The sequence below is a fragment of the Serratia sp. szju genome (assembly GCF_044594185.1).
GTDB lineage: Bacteria > Pseudomonadota > Gammaproteobacteria > Enterobacterales > Enterobacteriaceae > Serratia > Serratia bockelmannii.
In genome coordinates this window covers 1,554,062-1,570,940 of record NZ_CP172576.1, presented here as the reverse complement: position 1 = coordinate 1,570,940, position 16,879 = coordinate 1,554,062, and the positions used below count along the sequence as shown (strand labels likewise).

15 protein-coding genes are annotated in these 16,879 nt (G+C 64.4%); 13 read left to right on the top strand and 2 right to left on the bottom strand.

Going from position 1 to position 16,879, the window contains the following annotated elements; translation table 11 throughout:
• The first annotated feature begins 2 nt into the window (after positions 1-2).
• The 6 genes from RE418_RS07435 to RE418_RS07410 all read left to right on the top strand — a co-directional run bounded on the left by RE418_RS07435 (position 3) and on the right by RE418_RS07410 (position 5,252).
• The gene (locus tag RE418_RS07435) at positions 3-749 is read left to right on the top strand and encodes a molecular chaperone (protein ID WP_049294961.1); all 747 of its coding nucleotides are present in this window, start codon (positions 3-5) and stop codon (positions 747-749) included.
• Positions 750-760: 11 nt separating this feature from the next.
• Positions 761-1,372 carry a fimbrial protein gene (locus RE418_RS07430; protein ID WP_049294962.1) on the top strand — a complete coding sequence of 204 codons (612 nt, stop codon included), beginning with the start codon at positions 761-763 and terminating at the stop codon, positions 1,370-1,372.
• 14 nt (positions 1,373-1,386) lie between these two features.
• Positions 1,387-2,391 carry a fimbrial protein gene (locus tag RE418_RS07425; RefSeq protein WP_025304590.1) on the top strand — a complete coding sequence of 335 codons (1,005 nt, stop codon included), beginning with the start codon at positions 1,387-1,389 and terminating at the stop codon, positions 2,389-2,391.
• An 18-nt stretch (positions 2,392-2,409) separates the two neighbouring features.
• Entirely contained in the window at positions 2,410-2,946 is a 537-nt protein-coding gene (locus tag RE418_RS07420; RefSeq protein WP_025304591.1) for a fimbrial protein, read from the top strand.
• Between the two features lie 109 nt (positions 2,947-3,055).
• Positions 3,056-3,679, top strand: coding sequence for a LuxR family transcriptional regulator (locus tag RE418_RS07415; protein ID WP_043139025.1), 624 nt, complete (start codon positions 3,056-3,058; stop codon positions 3,677-3,679).
• Between the two features lie 79 nt (positions 3,680-3,758).
• On the top strand, positions 3,759-5,252 hold the full coding sequence (locus RE418_RS07410) for a PLP-dependent aminotransferase family protein (protein WP_043139028.1): 1,494 nt from the start codon (positions 3,759-3,761) through the stop codon (positions 5,250-5,252).
• Here RE418_RS07410 and RE418_RS07405 read toward each other — a convergent pair.
• Positions 5,249-6,163 (bottom strand): DMT family transporter, encoded by a 915-nt coding sequence (locus RE418_RS07405; RefSeq protein ID WP_049205608.1) that lies wholly within the window; start codon positions 6,161-6,163, stop codon positions 5,249-5,251. The two genes, RE418_RS07410 and RE418_RS07405, sit on opposite strands and share 4 nt — an antisense overlap.
• A 297-nt stretch (positions 6,164-6,460) precedes the next feature.
• Here RE418_RS07405 and RE418_RS07400 point away from each other — a divergent pair, with 297 nt between their 5' ends.
• The 3 genes from RE418_RS07400 to RE418_RS07390 are packed head-to-tail and all read left to right on the top strand — an operon-like array spanning position 6,461 to position 12,833.
• Positions 6,461-7,699, top strand: coding sequence for an SrfA family protein (locus RE418_RS07400; protein ID WP_089181427.1), 1,239 nt, complete (start codon positions 6,461-6,463; stop codon positions 7,697-7,699).
• Positions 7,699-10,644: a virulence factor SrfB gene (locus RE418_RS07395; protein ID WP_199559665.1), complete on the top strand. Its 2,946-nt coding sequence runs from the start codon at positions 7,699-7,701 to the stop codon at positions 10,642-10,644. The genes RE418_RS07400 and RE418_RS07395 overlap by 1 nt, the downstream gene beginning before the upstream one ends.
• Complete coding sequence (locus tag RE418_RS07390) at positions 10,641-12,833, top strand: virulence factor SrfC family protein (protein ID WP_399676014.1); 2,193 nt, start codon at positions 10,641-10,643, stop codon at positions 12,831-12,833. The genes RE418_RS07395 and RE418_RS07390 overlap by 4 nt, the downstream gene beginning before the upstream one ends.
• A gap of 33 nt (positions 12,834-12,866) precedes the next feature.
• On the opposite strand, the gene RE418_RS07385 is transcribed toward RE418_RS07390, so the two are convergent.
• Entirely contained in the window at positions 12,867-13,766 is a 900-nt protein-coding gene (locus RE418_RS07385; protein ID WP_025304598.1) for a LysR substrate-binding domain-containing protein, read from the bottom strand.
• Positions 13,767-13,907: 141 nt separating this feature from the next.
• Between RE418_RS07385 and RE418_RS07380 the strand changes: the two genes are divergently transcribed.
• The 4 genes from RE418_RS07380 to RE418_RS07365 all read left to right on the top strand — a co-directional run bounded on the left by RE418_RS07380 (position 13,908) and on the right by RE418_RS07365 (position 16,784).
• Positions 13,908-14,918, top strand: coding sequence for an aldo/keto reductase (locus tag RE418_RS07380; RefSeq protein ID WP_025304599.1), 1,011 nt, complete (start codon positions 13,908-13,910; stop codon positions 14,916-14,918).
• A gap of 53 nt (positions 14,919-14,971) precedes the next feature.
• A complete protein-coding gene (locus RE418_RS07375; protein ID WP_025304600.1) occupies positions 14,972-15,769 on the top strand; it encodes an SDR family NAD(P)-dependent oxidoreductase in 798 nt (265 codons plus the stop codon).
• A gap of 36 nt (positions 15,770-15,805) precedes the next feature.
• Positions 15,806-16,222 carry an SRPBCC family protein gene (locus RE418_RS07370; RefSeq protein ID WP_049294966.1) on the top strand — a complete coding sequence of 139 codons (417 nt, stop codon included), beginning with the start codon at positions 15,806-15,808 and terminating at the stop codon, positions 16,220-16,222.
• 145 nt (positions 16,223-16,367) lie between these two features.
• Positions 16,368-16,784, top strand: a complete 417-nt coding sequence (locus RE418_RS07365; protein WP_049205612.1) for a VOC family protein — start codon at positions 16,368-16,370, stop codon at positions 16,782-16,784.
• Positions 16,785-16,879 lie beyond the last annotated feature (95 nt).

Genomic DNA, 16,879 nt, shown 5'->3' with positions numbered 1-16,879 from the left:
ACATGAACACACACCCGATAACGCTACTGACCGCCGCCGGCCTGGCCCTGAGCGCCGTACTGCCTACCGCCGACGCGGCGATATCGCTGGATCGCACGCGCGCCGTCTATGTGAGCGACGCCAAATCGATCAGCCTGAATATCGTCAATGAAAACAAAGAGCTGCCCTTCCTGGCGCAGTCCTGGCTGGAGAACGAGCAGCACCAGAAAATCACCTCGCCGCTGGTGGTGCTGCCGCCGTTGCAGCGCGTGGAGCCAAGCGAGCGCAGCGTGGTACGCATCACCAAGACGCCGGAGGCGGATCGCCTGCCGCAGGATCGCGAGTCGGTGTTCTACTTCAACCTGCGCGAAATTCCGCCGAAAAGCACCAAAACCAACGTGATGCAGCTGGCGCTGCAAACGCAGATCAAGCTGTTCTACCGGCCGAAGGCCATCGTCGCGCCCAAGGGCCAGGTGTGGCAGGAAAAGCTGGTGTTCCGTAAAAGCGGCGGCGCTATCTCCGTCGATAACCCGACGCCGTTTTACATCACCCTGACCGGCATGACGCGGCAGACGCAAAAACAGGGCGGCGGCGCGATCGGCGGTTTTCAGCCGCTGATGCTGAAGCCGAAATCCAGCGAAAGCCTCAAGCTGCACGATACCGGCATGAACAGCTTCGTCATCACCTACATCAACGACTACGGCGGCCACCCCGAACTGCGCTTCGCCTGCAACGGCAGCGTTTGCACCGCCGTGCCCGAGAAAAAATAAGGAGGTCCAGCATGGCTGAATTCACCGATCGACTGCGCCCGCTGCTGCTCGGCGCACTGCTGTGCGGCGGCGGCGCGATGGCGGCAACGCCGCTGGGCGTGATCGAAGGCACCACCGGCACCGTCAGCTTTCACGGCGGCCTGCTCAGCTCCCCCTGCAGCCTGACGCCGGACAGCCGGGATCAGTCCGTCGATCTGGGCGACGTCAGCGCACGCGACTTCCGCAACGCCGGCGATCGCAGCGCGCCGGTGCGTTTTCGCCTCTCGTTCCGCAACTGCCTGCTGGGCGCGCGCGCGCTGGCGGATAACCCGGCCGGCCCGCGCAACGGCGACGCCGGCCGCCTCTACCTGCAGGGTGAGCAGGCCGCCACGCTGGTATTTCTTGGCGAAAGCGACGTCGACAACCCGTCGTTGCTGAAGCTGAACGGCGGCGTACAGGGCATCGGCCTGCGGCTGCAAGACCAGCAGGGCCAGGTGCTGGAGCTGAATCAGCGCAGCCGCCCTTACATTCTGCAGCCCGGCAGCAACACTCTGTGGTTCAGCGCCAGCGTGGAATCCACCCAGCGGGCGGTGATGGCCGCCGGGTTCGCCGCCGTGGCGCACATTCAGGTGATTTACCTGTGAGGCTCGAGAACGCGATGAAAACACAACTGACCAAACTCTGCCTGCCGCTGGCGATCGCACTGGCGGCCCCCGCCGCCTGGGCCAACGGCTACGTCACGCCGGACGGCGGCCCCAAACAGTTCTATATCGACCTCAATCAAAGCAACATCACCAACCAGGTAGGGTTCACCAAACTGTTTCCCTATGATCTGGGCGGCACCTATACCGGCAAGGTGTACTGCGATACCCCTATTCCCACCAGCCCGCACTTTTACAAGTCGGATTCGGCGTTGCCCCCCTCCGACTACGGCAACGGCTATTTAAAACTGAATGACTTTTTGGATTTAAAAGCCGAGGTGTGGATTGCCGGCAACAAGAATGCCTACGTCACCGTGCCTTTTTACAACGAATCGAATTTGCTGAGCCAACACCGTTGCCAGCCGCCGTACTTACAGGTCAACAACTACGGCAGCGGTTCCAAAGGCAAGATCACCTTCCGGGTGCGCAAAAAGATCATTAACGGCGTCGAGATTAACGATCGGCAGATCATCGAGATGTACGGCCGCCTCGGCTCGACCGACGGCGGTTTCGGCCCCAATCCGATGGCGCAGGTGTTTATCCAGTCCGCGATCCTCTATGTACCGGATAAATGCGTGGTGAACGAAGGCCAGCTGATCAACGTCGAGTTCGGCGAGATCGGCGGCAGCGATCTCAACGGCTCGAACTATCCGCAAAGCATTCCGGTGCGCTTCCAGTGCGAGGGCGGCAGCTTCGAGGACGGCACGCTGAACATCAAGCTGGCGGTGTCGGGCACGGCGGCTTCCTTCAGCAACGAGGTGTTCAAAACCGACAAGAACGATCTCGGCATCCGGCTGACGCACAACGGCCAGTTGGTTATCCCGAATGAGTTTTACCCGGTGCCGAACATCGGCAACGGCGGCTCCTGGAACCTGGTGGCGGCGCCGTTCGCCAACGGCGGCGCAGAGATCGGCGAAGGGGAATTCAACGCATCGGCCACCATCGTGGCGGCATTCCAGTAACCGAGGGAGGAACGGAAAATGCGTCTACGCGCTTTAGCGCTGCTGAGCTGCGCGCCCTGGTGGGTTGCCATACCGGCGGCGGCGAACACCGAGCTTATCGGCGCGCCGGTGCAGTTCCACGGCACCGTGGTGAGCCGCCCGTGCAATATCGAACCGCAGTCCGCCGATCAGCTGGTTGAGATGGGCACGGTGATCGTCAAAACCCTGTACCGCTACGGCCACACCACGCCGGTGCCGTTCAGCATCAAGCTGACCGACTGCAAGACCACGGTGTTCAAATCCGTCAGCGTGACCTTCAGCGGCACCGAAGACGGAGAGCTGCCGGGCAAGCTGGCGATCAACAACGGCGCGAACGGCGCCGCCATCGCCCTGTTCGATCATCAGGGAGCGGACATCGACCTGAATAAGGCCACCAGTGCCGTCGCGCTGCAAAACGGCCCCAACAGCCTGAACTTCACCGCCTATGTGCAGGGGCAGCCGAGCGCGATCCAGAACCAAAGCATTACCGAAGGCGAATTCACGTCCGTCGCCAATTTTGTGCTGGCGTACCAATAAGCCCGCACCACCCCAGGGAAATCAGGAAAACGACCGGCGCGCGAACGCCGGCAATGGGCCGTCACCGTTCGCTCCGGCGCGGTGCCACGGCCCTTTTAAGGAGCCACCCATGCCAGATATTCGCTTCACGCTGTTCGACAGCGATAACTTCTACCAGCAGGGGCTGCGTCTGCTGCTGCAGGACTATCTGCACTCCCTGAACGAATGCCAGCGTCTGTACCCGCAGTTCTCGCCGCTGGCGCTGCAGGCGTTGGATAACATCGAAATCGTGTTTCGCACGCCGGAAGAGCGCTGGGGTTGCGCCTGCTGCTACCAGAGCGCCTACGGCATCCCGCGCCAGCGGCAGCTGACCCTGCTGATCCTCGACGACACGACCCAGCAACAGGTGAAAAACCTGCCGCCGCTGTTCAGCATCCATCGGCGCGATTCGGCCTATGCCATCCGTCTCAAGCTGCAGATGGCGCTGGAAAAGTTCATCCAGCATCCGTGGGTGGCGCTGCACGCCGCCGGCCTGTGGAAATGCCAGGCCTGCCGCATCGCCGCGCTCAGCCACTGCGAAAAAAAGGTGCTGGGTTTGATGAGCAGCGGCATGTCCGCCTGCAGCATCGCCGGCCTGCTGCAGCGCAGCCAGAAAACCATCAGCGCCCATAAGCGTTCGGCGATGCGCAAGCTTAACGTGCGTAAAAACAGCGAGTTGAATAAGGTGCTGCTGAATCAGCGGGGGCTAAGCTGAGCGACAACAGGCTCGCGAGTGATATCAGAGTGGTTTACTCTGAATACTCATTTTTGTACTGCAAAGCGAGCCGGAATACATGCCCAGAACAGCCCAAGTCGTTGACGTCCCCGCCCTCGGCGAGATTGACCGCCAGGCGGGGCAGCTTAGCCACCAGCTGGCGCAGGCCCTGCGCCGGGCTATCCACAAAGGCGATCTGAAAGCGGGCGATCTGCTGCCTTCGACACGCCGGCTGTCGGCGGCGCTGAATCTGGCGCGCGGCACGGTATTGGAGGCCTTTGCTCAGCTGACGGCGGAAGGCTTTCTCGAACCGCAGCCCGGTTCCGGCACCCGGGTTGCCCACTATCAGGCGCCGCGCCGCACGCCACGCGCCACGGTACAGGCGAGTTCGGCGGTAGCGGTTCCGCTTTCTTCACAGGCGCAGCATCTGGCGCGCTTCGCCGCCCAGGTGCGGGCGCTGCCGCCGGTGCCGTTCACCGTCTCGGTGCCGATCGGCGATACCGCGCCCGACGATATCTGGCGGCGGCTCGGCAACCGCATCCGGGCGCGCGGCCCCGGCGCCCCGTCGGGCTACGGCGATCCGCTGGGCGCGTTGCCGCTGCGCGAAGCCATCTGCGACTATGTGCGCCGTTCCCGCTCGGTAAATTGCACGCCGCAGCAAATCCTCATCACCGCCGGCACCCAGCAAGGACTGTATCTGGCCGCGCAGATCCTGCTGGACGCCGGCGACAGCGCCTGGGTCGAGGACCCCGCCTACGCCGGCATCACCGCCCTTTTTAACAGCCTGTTTCGCGATCGGCACATGATCAGGGTACCCGTCGCTAACGACGGCATCGACGTCGCCGCCGGCGTGCGCCTGGCCGCCGACGCCCGCGCCGCCTTTGTCACGCCGTCGCATCAATACCCGCTGGGCATGCCGATGAGCATGGCGAAACGAAGCGCCCTGCTGGCCTGGGCCAAAGAGCGGCAGGCCTGGATCGTGGAAGACGATTACGACAGCGAGATGCGCTACGCCGGCCACCCGTTCCCCTCGCTACAAGGGTTGGCGCCCGAGCGGACGCTTTATCTCGGCACCTTCAGCAAGGTGCTGTTCCCTTCGCTGCGGCTGGGTTACGCCATCGTGCCGCCGCCGCTGGTCGACGCCTTTTGCGGCGCCCGGATCCTGATGGATCGTCACCCGCCCAGCGCGGATCAACACGTACTGGCCGCCTTTATCGCCGAAGGGTATCTCGACCGGCATATCCGCAAAATGCGCGGCGTCTACGCTGAGAAACGCCGGGTGCTGATCGAGGCGATCAACACGCATATCCCCGCCGATTTGGCGGTAGTGCAGCCCTGCGATCAGGGCATGCACATGGTGCTGTGGCTGAGGAAAGATCTCGATGACGTGCGGGTCGCCCAGTGCGCCAACGAAGCCGGGTTGGCGCTGCGGGCGGTGTCGCCGATGTATGCGCCCGGCCACGGTGAACCGGGTCTGGTGCTGGGATTGGGCGGTTACCATGATCGCCAGGTACAGCAGGCGGTGAAACGGCTCGGCGAAGTGATCCTGGCCTGCGCCGGCAGCGGCGCCTAGCGGGAAAAACGCTTGGCGCCGAACACGCAAACCACCACGCCGGCCATCACGGCGATCATCATCGGCTGAACGGTTTCCTGCAGCAGCCAGGCCGCCAGCATCAGGCCGAAGAACGGCTGCAGCAGCTGCAGCTGCCCGACGGCGGCGATGCCGCCCTGCGCCAGGCCGCGATACCAGAAGATAAACCCAATCCACATGCTGAACACCGAGACGTACACCAGCGACAGCCAGGCGGCACCGCTGACGGCAGGCCAAGTGGCCGGCGCCGCCCACCACGCCGCCACCAGCGTCAACGGCAAGGCAACCACCAGCGCCCAGGAGATCACCTGCCAGCCACCGATCCGGCGCGACAGCACCGCCCCTTCGGCATAACCCAGACCGCACAGCAGCACCGCGCCGATCATCAGCGCATCCCCCTGCCAGGCACCGCCGCTTTCCTGGCTCAGCGCGAACGCCCCCACCAGCGCGGCCCCGATACCGGAAAAGGCCCAAAAAGCGGGCTTGGGCCGCTCTCCGCCGCGCAAGACGCCAAAACCGGCGGTCGCCAGCGGCAGCAGGCCGATATACACCAGCGAATGCGCCGAGGTGGTGTGCTGCAGCGCCAGCGCCGTCAGCAGCGGGAAGCCGATGACCACGCCGAGCGCCACAAACAGCAGCGGCGGCAAATCGGCCCGCGTCGGCCGCGCCTGGCGGGTGATCAGCAACGCGCACAGGGCCAGCAAGGCGGCGATCGCCGCCCTGACTGCCGTCAGAAACAGCGGATCGAGCTCCAGCACCGCCACCCGCGTGGCGGGCAGCGAGCCGCTGAAGATAATCATGCCGAGGAAGCCGTTCATCCAGCCCTGAGCGGAATGCCCGACAACGGGATGAGCGGGGGTAACAACGAGAGTTTTTTCAGACTGACTGTCCATGATGCGAACGCTCCGCACGCCTGAGGCATACCGAAATCGGCAACCCGCGAGGCGAGGTCATAGTGAAAGAGAACAGCATTCCCCGGCGTCGCTTGCCGGGGTTGCGTTCTATTTTTCAGATAAAGCGGCTCACGGACAGGTCCAGATAGCGAGATTTTCACTGTGCCGGTTGCCAAAGCGCATCGCTAACGCCGAAGAAGGGCGTTTTTCGGGCTGTCCTTGGCCGTTTGGCGCCGCCGCCTGCGGGGTATCATGGACTTTTATGCGTTTTTGCAGAACAGGACAAGGTGCGGTGCCGTGGTGAAACCCTTCTTACGCAGTGGCAGTTTGGATGATGTGCTCGCTTTAGGCGAGAACGGGCAACCGATCTACGCCTGCGCGCAGCAGCTGCGGGAAACCCTGCGTCTTCGCCGGCATCCGCAGGCCGCCGACTGTCTGGCGATCCCCCAGCCGAACGAAAGCGGCACCCGCATCGACTGGTATGCGCCCTTCCCGGGAAAGGTGACCTCCTGGCTGGCGGCAAGCGACGCCCAGCGCGCGCAGGCGGTGCGCCACCTGGAACACTGTCTGGCGACCTTCCGCAGCCTGACGGAACAGACCCGGGCGACCGATCATCCCAGCCACCGCCTGTTCGGCGCGCTGCTGGCCAAAGCGATGCATATTCCCGATCCCAACCACGTCTACCTGGTAGACGACCGACCGGTGCTGACCTTTTGGGGCTTTATCAAACCGCAGGCGCAGAGCCCGGACGATCCGTTAGCCTGCCTGCGCCCGCTCGAATCGGAAGTGGAAAAACCGGCGCCGATCGCCGCCGCACCACGCAAGCCGGCCGTTGTTGAACCGGCAAAACCAACACCGGCCGCCGAGCCTGAACCGGTACTCGCTCCGGCGGCCCCCGTCGAATCCCCTGCCGTCGTGCGCCCGCGTCGGCGCCACGCGCTGTGGCTGTTACCGGTACTGCTGTTAGGCAGTGCGGCGCTGGCCGCCTGGCTGCACCGCTCACCGCCGCCGCAACCGGCGATGCCGGCTGAGGTGCACCCTCCGGCACCACCGGAAAAAACCGCCGCGCCATTGCCTAAGCTGCGCTTGCCGCTGGCGCACGCCACGCTGATGCCGCCGCCCCCGGCGCCGGTCATCCCGCAGCCGGCGGACAAAAATGCGCTGGTGCTGCCACCCGAGGCGGTGAAGGCCGGCTCCACCCGTTTCCTTAACGGCAAATGGCGCGCCACGGTGGCGCTGAAAGATCCGATCACCGGCAAACGCCCCAGCCTGCAATACCGCCTGAACGCGGGCAAAGGCAACGCCATCATCGCCTACGGCGACGGCGTCACCTGTCGGGTCGCGGTCGAAGCCGGCCTGATGCAGTCCGGCAATCTGGTGATCAACAGCCGCACCAAGGCACGCTGCAGCGACGGCAGCCGCTATCAGATCCCGGAAATCGTCTGCCGCCAAGGCGAGACCGGCGCGGCGGAGTGCACCGGCCGCTACGATGCGGACACCACCTATCCCATGACGTTCAAGCGCGAGAGTAAATGATGCTGGCCCCCCTTACTGACTACAAACACGGCGTTACGCTGATTCAGGACAGCGGCATTCAGTTTCTGGACTTTGCCCTGACGCCGCGGCTGGACGCCGAGTTTCCCGGCAAATTCGTGCGCAAGACCGCCAGCGGCCCGCTGCTGCGCCTGCAATGGGAGGCCGAGAGCGGCAAATACCAGTTGCCGGCCGTGGGCGACCAGGGCGCCGAAGTGGTGCGGCCGGAGTTCAGCTATCCGCTGCAGCAGTCGCTGCACCTGCTGGATAAGCTCTGGCTGCCGTTGCCGTTCCTGCGCTACACCACCTCGGGAATGTTTTTATCGGGCCCGGATAACTGGGCACGTCTGCAGGTGGTGCAGTTGGATGAGCCGGATCAGGACGGTAACCTGCTGCGCGTGGTGCTGGCCTTCGACACCCGCGCCGCCGCGCCCGGCCAGGAAGCATTGGCGCCGGGCGAAAGCGATCTCGGCACCGGGCTGAACTTCACGCTGGCGCACCGCAACCACGAGCTGGGCGAGTTCCTCGATCTGACCTGGGTGGACGGCTGGCTGCGCGAGGCGTTCAGCCAGCGCGCCACCGAGCGGGAACAGCGCGCCGAGGCGGAGATCAACGCCGGGCTGAAAACCTTCGAGTATCAGGCGCACTACCTCAACCTGTTGCACATGCTCGGCCATCAGCTGACGGTGCCGCAGATAAAAATGGTGACGGCGACGCTGCAACAACCGGCGATCGACGTCGATCTGGTGCTGGACGTCGGCAATTCTCACACCTGCGGCGTGCTGGTCGAGGACCATCCGGAAGAGAGCAACGGCCTGAAGCAAACCTATGAGCTGCAGCTGCGCTCGCTGTCCGAACCGCATCAGGTCTACAACGAACTGTTCGAGAGCCGGGTGGAGTTTTCTCGGGCCGCGTTCGGCAAGCCGCATCTGTCCTTCCAGAGCGGACGCGACGATGCCTTCCAATGGCCGTCCATCACCCGCGTCGGCCATGAAGCCGCGCAATTGGCGCAGCGACGCGAAGGGCATGAAGGCACCACCGGCATCTCCAGCCCACGGCGTTATCTGTGGGACGAGGAGCGCTATGCGCCCGGCTGGCGCTTCAACGAGCGGCACGAGCCGATGGCCGCCGCCGCGCCGTTGACCACCCTGATCAACGATGAGGGCGTGCCGCTGTCCGCCCTGCCGACGGCCGAACGGCTGCCGGTGTTCGCCGCCCATTACAGCCGCAGTGCGGTGATGAGCCTGATGTTGAGCGAGCTGTTGGCGCAGGCGCTGATGCAGATCAACAGCATCGCCCAACGCAGCCGCATGCCGAACGCCACCGCGCCGCGCCGTTTACGCGCCATCATCCTGACGCTGCCTTCGGCGATGCCGAAGCCGGAGCGCGAGATCTTCCGCCGCCGCATGCAGGAAGCGATTGGGCTGGTATGGAAAGCCCTCGGCTGGCACCCGCAGGATGCGCCGTTCAACGGCGAGCACACCCGCTTCCCGGCGCCGCAAGTGCAGATCGAGTGGGACGAAGCCACCTGCGGCCAGATGGTCTATCTGTACAACGAAACCCAGGTGAACTTCGCCGGCCGCACCGACGCCTTCTTCGCCGCCATGGCGCGGCCCGATCGGCCGCTGGCGCCGGGTGAACAGCCCGGCAAGACGTTGCGCATCGCCTCCATCGACATCGGCGGCGGCACCACCGATCTGGCGATCACGCACTACTCGCTCGATGACGGCGTAGGCAACAACATCAAAATCAACCCGCGCCTGCTGTTCCGCGAGGGCTTTAAGGTCGCCGGCGACGATATCTTGCTGGACATCATCCAGCAGTTTGTCCTGCCCGCCGTGCAACAGGCGTTCGAGGCCGCCGGCGTGAGCGCCGCCGCGGCACTGATGGACAAACTGTTCGGCAACGAAGGGCGCATGGACGGGCTTTCCACCCTGCGTCAGCAGGCCGCGCTGCAGATCTTCATGCCCGCCGGGCGCGCGCTGCTCGGTGCCTATGAGCAGTACGATCCGCTGGACAGCCGGGCGGAAATCGCCGCCAACCTCGGCGATCTGCTGCCGCAGCCGCCGACGCCGCAGGTGCTGGCGTTTATCAACGGCGAAGTGCAGCGCGAAGCCGACAGCGACGCCTTCGATATTCTGCACACCCCGCTGGTGACCCGCCTGGCCGATCTGCACGCCGCCTTCTTGTCCGATCGCATCGGCATCGGCCGCTGCCTGCGCCTGCTGGCCGAAGTGGTGGCGCTGTATACCTGCGACGTGCTGCTGCTGACCGGCCGCCCGGCGCGTTTCCCCGGCGTGCAGGCGCTGCTGCGCCACCTGCAGCCGCTGCCCGCCAGCCGCATTCTGCCTCTCGAGGGCTACCACACCCGCAGTTGGTACCCGTTCAACAAACGCGGCCGCATCGACAACCCGAAATCCACCGCTGCCGTGGGCGCCATGCTGTGCCTGCTGGCGATCGATCTGCGGCTGGAGAGCTTTTACTTCAACGTCGGCGATTTCCAGCCCTACTCCACCATTCGCTATCTGGGCATGCTGGACGGCAACAACATGCTGGCGGACGATAACGTCTATTACCGCGATATCGATCTGGATCGCGCCGATTTCGCGCTCGATCCCGCCGTCAGCTTCCAGCTGCGCGGCCCACTGCGTCTGGGCTTCCGCCAGTTGGACAACGAACGTTGGCCGGCCTCCCCGCTCTATACGCTGACCATCAATGACGCCCAGCTGGCGCGCAAGCTGGCCGGCGACGCGGTGATCGGCCTGCGTCTGGCCATCACCGCCAGCGCCGAACAGGGCGCCGAAAGCGTCAAGATCGCGCAGGCGGTGCTGGCCGACGGCAGCCCCGTCCCGGCTCACCACCTGCAACTGAAACTCAATACCCTGGCTGCCAGCGCCTCCGGTGCGACCCACTACTGGATAGACAGCGGGAGCATTTACCCACGATGAACACGCAAACCCTCGCCCCTGCGGCTCCGAATAACGCGCTCAGCGCCGGCATTGTGCAGGCGATCGACTGGGTGGACGCCACACGCCGACAATCCGCCCGCCTGGAGCGGGAAGCCGATCGCCTGACGCTGCGTCTGCGCGGTTGCCATAACCGCGCCGTCCAGTTGGAAAACACCCGGCCTGCGCAGGTCGCCATCGGTTTGTATGGCCACAACGCCGCCGCCAAGGCCCATCTGCTGGCGGCGCTGGCGCCTGGCGCCAAACGCTTCAACGCGGACCTGTCGCTCGCGGTGCGCTACTGCACGGCGGCCGAAACGGGGCCCGCCGATTATCCGATCGCCCTCGCACTGCTCAACGAAGCGCAGTGGTTGGCCATCACGATCGACGCCGCCGCGATGCGCGGCTTTCGCCCGGACTGGGACGCCCGCGCCATCGCCAGCCATTTGCAAGCGTTGGCGCGCCACCGCCAAGCCGTCGCCCTCGATGGCCTCGATGGCAACGCCGTGCTGGCGCTGTGGGACAACCAACGCCGCCACGGCGGCAAAGAGCAACCCACGCTCGACAGGCACTTCTGGCCGCAGGCCGTGGCGCTGGCGCCGCAGCTGAGCATCGACGATCGCGCGCGCCTGTTTGCACCGCTGTGGGGAGAGGAGGCGACGTTGACGGCGCGTTATCGCCAGTTGGCGCACGCGCTGCATACCCTCGGCGGCAGCCGACAGGTTCATGCCCCGCGCCACGCGTTGGCGCTGCTGACCGCAAGCGCCGCACCGGAAAACGCCACGATCGCCGTCATGACCGAAAACGGCGATGAACGGGAGATCGCACTGAGCGATCTGGCCTGGCTGACCGCAGAAGTGACCACCCTGCTGCCGCAAACGGCGCAGGCAGGCTTGCCCGCCGACGTGGCGCTGATCGACCTGCCCGGCAGCCGCAGCTGTCCGCAGGCGGAGCCGGCGCAACGTCTGCAGCAGGCGAAGCGCGCCCATTTACTGGCCCGTTGCGCCGACGGCCTGCACGCCAGCCTGCTGCTGGTGACCGATGCCGCCGCCACGCCGCAGGACGCCGCGCGCGTCGGCCAGGCGCTCGGCGATTGGGTCAACCACACCCAGGGGGAAACCCCGGCGCTGCGCCAACGCCGCAAGCCCGGTTTAATCTGGGCAATCACGCCGTTCGACTCGCGTCAGGAAGGCAAAGCACGGCCCGACGACGCCGTCCAGCGTCAGGTCGGCGAGCCCGGCGACAGCTGGGCCACGCTGCTGGCGCTGGATGAACAGGACTGTCGCCGCATGGTGAACTACCTGGCCGCTCAGGCGCGTCCGGCCCACAAGCAAGCGCGCCTGCTCGAACAGCGTGAGGAATTGCAGCGCGAGCTGACGGAAAGCCTGCTCGGCAACTGGCTCACCGCCGCCGATCCGCACGCGACGCAGCAACGCGCGCAGCAGCTGCTGCGCGCACTGCAGGCACAGGCCGGCCGCCACGGCGAACTGCTGGAGCGGTTGCTACCCCAGCGCGATACGCTGCGCCAGCTTTATCAGCAACAGCAGCACACCGCACCGGTTCCGACGATGGCGCCTTCACCGTTCGGGCTGGATATCGATCTGTTCGGCGAGCAAGACCCTGCGGCGCCCGGCGAGCAGCCCGCATCGCCTTTTGCCGCACGGATCTTCGCAGACTGGGTCAATCATCTGCGTGCGCTGCCGGACAGCCGCCGGTTGCTGGATCTGCTCGGCGTCGAGAAACCACACCTGGAATTGCTGGTCGATGCGCTGATCGGCGCCGCCTGCCGCCTGCGGCTCGACGACGAACTGGAGCGCGCACTGTGCGCCGGGGGCCTGCCGGAACAGGGTGAAGATCGGCAGATCAGTCAGGCGCTGGCGCTACTGGGCGACTTCGTCGCCTGGCTCGGCTTCCCGCGGCGCGATGTGGCAACGCGCCCCGAAAGCCGCGTCAATCCCGGCCAGCCGATCTTTACCCCGCCGCCGCAGCCGGCGGTGGATTGGAGCGGCCAGCAGCGGCTAACCCGGCTGGCGCCGACGCCGACCAAGAATACCGCGTTTTATATCTATGACTGGCTGATCGGCCTGCAAACCCTGCTGGCGGAGAATGCCGCGCAGGCGCAGCCCGCGCTGGCAGACGAGCAGCGCGCCGACCTGGCGGCGATCGTCGCCACCCTGCGCGCTGTGCCGTAGCGGGCGCAATCCGGGCCGGGCGCCGCCGCGTAATCAGTGGCAGGCCGGCCCTGCCGACATCACTTCGCGAAAATGGGTGACCAGCGGGCGCAGGTTGGCCTTGTGCCACACTGCCCACAGCTGCGTGGTGTATTGCATCCAGGGCAGCTCGCGCAGCACCACGCCCTGCGGCGCGTTATGCCGCAGGCTGTGCTGGATCAGCGTCATCCCCAACCCGGCGGCGACCAGCCCCAGCGCGGTCAGCGGCTCGCCCGCTTCCAGCCGAATATCCGGATCAAACCCGGCCTTCACGCAGGCCGCCACGAAGTCGTCGCGCGAATGGGCATCCTCTTTGTGGATCACCGAGATCCAGGCCTGATCGGTGAGATCCGCCGGCTGCAGCGTCTCCCTTTCAGCCAGCGGATGCGTCTGCGGCAGGGCCAGCAGCATGCGATCGTCTAACACCTGCGTATAGTCCAAATCCTGATCGTCGCGATCCGGCGCCGTATTGACCAGCGCCACGTCCAGGCTACGCTGCCGCAGCCCTTCGAGCTGCATGGAAGAAGGCTGGCTGTAAAGCACGATGTGCACATCCGGCCGGGACACCCGCAGCGCCCGCAATGCGTTCGACAAAACGCCGGAGTGCATCGCATTTTCGATATAGCCGATGCACAGCCCGCCGTCTTCCCCCCGTCCCAGGCGGCGCCCGAGCGACTCAAGCCGGTTGGCGTGCGTCAATAGCGCGCGGGTTTCGGCCAGAAACGTCTGGCCGTCGGCCGTCAGGCGGATGCGCTGCTGATTGCGCTCAAACAGCATCAACCCGAGGCGCTCCTCAAGCTGGGAAATCTGCCTGCTCAGTGGGGACTGGGAAATGTGCAGCCGTTCGGCGGCGCGGCCGACGTGCTCCTCTTCCGCCACCGCGACAAAGTATTTCAACTGACGTAAATCGATCATGTGAGACCTCAAAGGACTTAACTTAGACGAATTATGTCCTATCAAGTCACAACTTGCCACGTTATCTTTAGCCTCGTGACGGGGCAGACAGGTATGAGCCCCATAAGTTTCCCTGAAAAGATAACGTATTGAGGATCGACTATGAGCATCAAAAATATTTTACCCGGCAAGATCGGTTTGGGCGGCGCGCCACTCGGCAATATGTTCCGCAACATCCCGCAAGAGGACGTGCAAGCCACCGTCAGCGGCGCCTGGGATCTGGGCATCCGCTACTTCGACACCGCGCCGCTCTACGGTTCCGGCCTGTCGGAAATCCGCATGGGTGAAGTGCTGTCGCAATACCCACGTGACGAGTATGTGCTGAGCACCAAAGTGGGCCGCATCATGCTGGACGAAGAAGAAGACACCTCCGCCCGCGATCTGGGTGAGAAAGGCGGTTTGTTCGAACACGGTTTGAAGAACAAGATCGTCAACGACTACTCCGCCGACGCCACGCTGCGTTCCATTGAAGACAGCCTGAAGCGCCTGAAAACCGACCGTCTGGACATCGTCTGGATCCACGATCCGGCCCAGGACTTTTACGGCGACAACTGGATTGAGCAGTTCAACATCGCTCGCACCGGCGCTTTCCGCGCGCTGACCCGTCTGCGTGAAGAAGGGGTGATCAAGGCCTGGGGCCTCGGCGTCAACCGCGTCGAGCCTTGTGAACTGGCGCTGGGCCTGAGCGAAACGCAGCCGGACGCTTTCCTGCTGGCCGGCCGTTACAGCCTGCTGGATCATGAACGCGCCCTGCAGCGTTTGATGCCGGAAGCCCTGGCGAGCAACGTCGACATCGTCGTCGGCGGCCCTTACAACTCTGGCGTGCTGGCCGGCGGCGAGCACTACGAATACCAGAAAGCGTCCCCGGCGGTGCTGGCAAAGGTAGCGCAAATCAAGGCGATCGCCGCTCGCTTCCAGGTCGACGTCAAAGCCGCCGCGCTGCAGTTCTCGCTGGCTAACCCGGCGGTCGCCGCCGTGATCCCCGGTTCGAGCCGCCCTGGCCGCATGGCCGAAGATCTGGCTGCGCTGGACGCCGTTATCCCGGCTGAATTCTGGGCCGAAATGCGCCGTCAGAAACTGGTGGCCGACAACGCGCCGCTGCCGATTCGTTAAGTTTTATGGGGCCGCATGGCCCCATTACCCCCATTAACTCGATGAGATACATGATGAAACTGGATCTATCAGGCAAAGTCGCCGTCGTCAGCGGCTCCACCTCCGGCATCGGCCTCGGCATCGCGCGCGGGCTCGCCAAAACGGGCGCCACCGTCGTGATCGTCGGCCGTCAGAAAACCGGGGTCGATAACGCTATCGCCGACATCAGCGCCAACGTGCCCGGCGCGCAGGTGCGCGGCGTGGTCGCAGATCTCGGGACGGAACAAGGGGCTGCCACCCTGTTCGCCGCGGAACCGAAAGCCGACGTGCTGATCAACAACCTGGGCATTTTCAACGATAAAGACTTCTTTACCGTGCCCGACAGCGAGTGGATGCACTTCTATAACGTCAACGTCCTCTCGGGCGTGCGTCTTGCGCGCCACTATGCGCGGAGCATGACCGAGCAGGGTTGGGGACGCATTATTTTCGTGTCGTCCGAATCCGGCGTCGCCATCCCGGCGGACATGATCAACTACGGCGTCACCAAAAGCGCCAACCTGGCGGTGTCTCACGGCCTGGCGAAACGCCTCGCCGGCACCGGTGTGACGGTCAACGCCATCCTGCCGGGGCCAACCTTTACCGAAGGCCTGCAAGAAATGCTGGCGGATGCGGCGGCCAAATCCGGGCGCAGCGCACGCGATCAGGCCGACGAGTTCGTTAAAACCGAACGCCCAAGCTCCATCATTCAGCGCGCGGCGGACGTCGATGAAGTGGCCAACCTGGCCGTTTACCTCGCGTCTCCGCTGTCTTCGGCCACCACCGGCGCGGCGCTGCGCGTTGACGGCGGCGTCGTAGATACGCTGGCAATGTAACCCTGTACCCGAAACCGATATTAAGAGAGAAAGAAAATGGCTACTACATCCGTCTCTATGGACATCCCGGCATCTGCCGACACCGTATGGCAACTGATCGGCGGCTTCGACGCCCTGCCTGACTGGCTGCCGTTCATCCCGAAAAGCGTCGTTTCTGAAGGCGGCCGCGTGCGTACCTTAACCACCGCCGACGGCGGTACCGTCATCGAGCGGCTGGAAGCGTTCGACAATCGTCAACGCAGCTACAGCTACTCCATCATGCAAGCGCCGTTCCCGGTGGTGAATTACCTGTCCACCCTGTCAGTGCACGCCACCGACGACGCCAACGTGGCGCGCGTGGAATGGTCGGGCAGCTTCACGCCGGTCAACATCAGCGACGACGAGGCCATCGCCCTGTTCAGCGGCATCTACCAGGGCGGCCTGGATGCGCTGAGCGGCAACTTCCCTCGTTAACGCTTAAACACTTAAGCCCCACGGTCGATGGCTGCACCCATCGGCCGTTTTTTTTTGGGGTTTGGGTGCACGAGCGGGCACGCCGCGCAGCAGGATAAATCCGTCATCGCCGCTTATGCTGTAAAGGAGATGTTCATTTGAGGAGATGACCGTGCGCCCCTTCAACTTGCAACGGCTGGATCATGTGGTTCTGCGCGTGCGCGATATGCAGAACAGCCTGCGTTTTTATACCCAGATCGTCGGCTGTGATATCGCCAAACAGCGACCGGATTTGGGGCTGGTGCACCTGCGCGCCGGTGCCTCCATGATCGACCTGGTGGACATCAATGGCGTGCTGGGGAAAAAAGGCGGCGAAGCGCCCGATCCTCATAGGCAAAATGTCGATCACGTCTGCCTGCGCATCGATCCGTTCAACGAAGAGGCGTTGTTGACCTATCTGCGATCGCAGGGGATCGGCGTTGATCCCGCCGAATCGCGCTATGGGGCGGAAGGCGACGGGCCGTCCATTTATTTCAGCGATCCGGACGGTAATCGCGTGGAATTGAAAGGGCCGGCGGGATGAGATTAACGGGCCATAGAAAATGGCAATGCTGATCAGTTAGCGTTTTTCTGCAGGCGTTCGTGACATTTTCGGTCGATAAAAGTGAGATGCCCCAT

Bases quoted from the DNA above. Each gene is read 5' to 3' on its own strand.
- RE418_RS07385 (WP_025304598.1), bottom strand. From the start codon at position 13,766: ATGATCGATTTACGTCAGTTGAAATACTTTGTCGCGGTGGCGGAAGAG.
- RE418_RS07370 (WP_049294966.1), top strand. From the start codon at position 15,806: ATGGCTACTACATCCGTCTCTATGGACATCCCGGCATCTGCCGACACC.
- RE418_RS07375 (WP_025304600.1), top strand. From the start codon at position 14,972: ATGAAACTGGATCTATCAGGCAAAGTCGCCGTCGTCAGCGGCTCCACC.
- RE418_RS07405 (WP_049205608.1), bottom strand. From the start codon at position 6,163: ATGGACAGTCAGTCTGAAAAAACTCTCGTTGTTACCCCCGCTCATCCC.
- RE418_RS07430 (WP_049294962.1), top strand. From the start codon at position 761: ATGGCTGAATTCACCGATCGACTGCGCCCGCTGCTGCTCGGCGCACTG.
- RE418_RS07410 (WP_043139028.1), top strand. From the start codon at position 3,759: ATGCCCAGAACAGCCCAAGTCGTTGACGTCCCCGCCCTCGGCGAGATT.
- RE418_RS07390 (WP_399676014.1), top strand. From the start codon at position 10,641: ATGAACACGCAAACCCTCGCCCCTGCGGCTCCGAATAACGCGCTCAGC.
- RE418_RS07380 (WP_025304599.1), top strand. From the start codon at position 13,908: ATGAGCATCAAAAATATTTTACCCGGCAAGATCGGTTTGGGCGGCGCG.
- RE418_RS07420 (WP_025304591.1), top strand. From the start codon at position 2,410: ATGCGTCTACGCGCTTTAGCGCTGCTGAGCTGCGCGCCCTGGTGGGTT.
- RE418_RS07425 (WP_025304590.1), top strand. From the start codon at position 1,387: ATGAAAACACAACTGACCAAACTCTGCCTGCCGCTGGCGATCGCACTG.
- RE418_RS07435 (WP_049294961.1), top strand. From the start codon at position 3: ATGAACACACACCCGATAACGCTACTGACCGCCGCCGGCCTGGCCCTG.
- RE418_RS07365 (WP_049205612.1), top strand. From the start codon at position 16,368: ATGACCGTGCGCCCCTTCAACTTGCAACGGCTGGATCATGTGGTTCTG.
- RE418_RS07395 (WP_199559665.1), top strand. From the start codon at position 7,699: ATGCTGGCCCCCCTTACTGACTACAAACACGGCGTTACGCTGATTCAG.
- RE418_RS07415 (WP_043139025.1), top strand. From the start codon at position 3,056: ATGCCAGATATTCGCTTCACGCTGTTCGACAGCGATAACTTCTACCAG.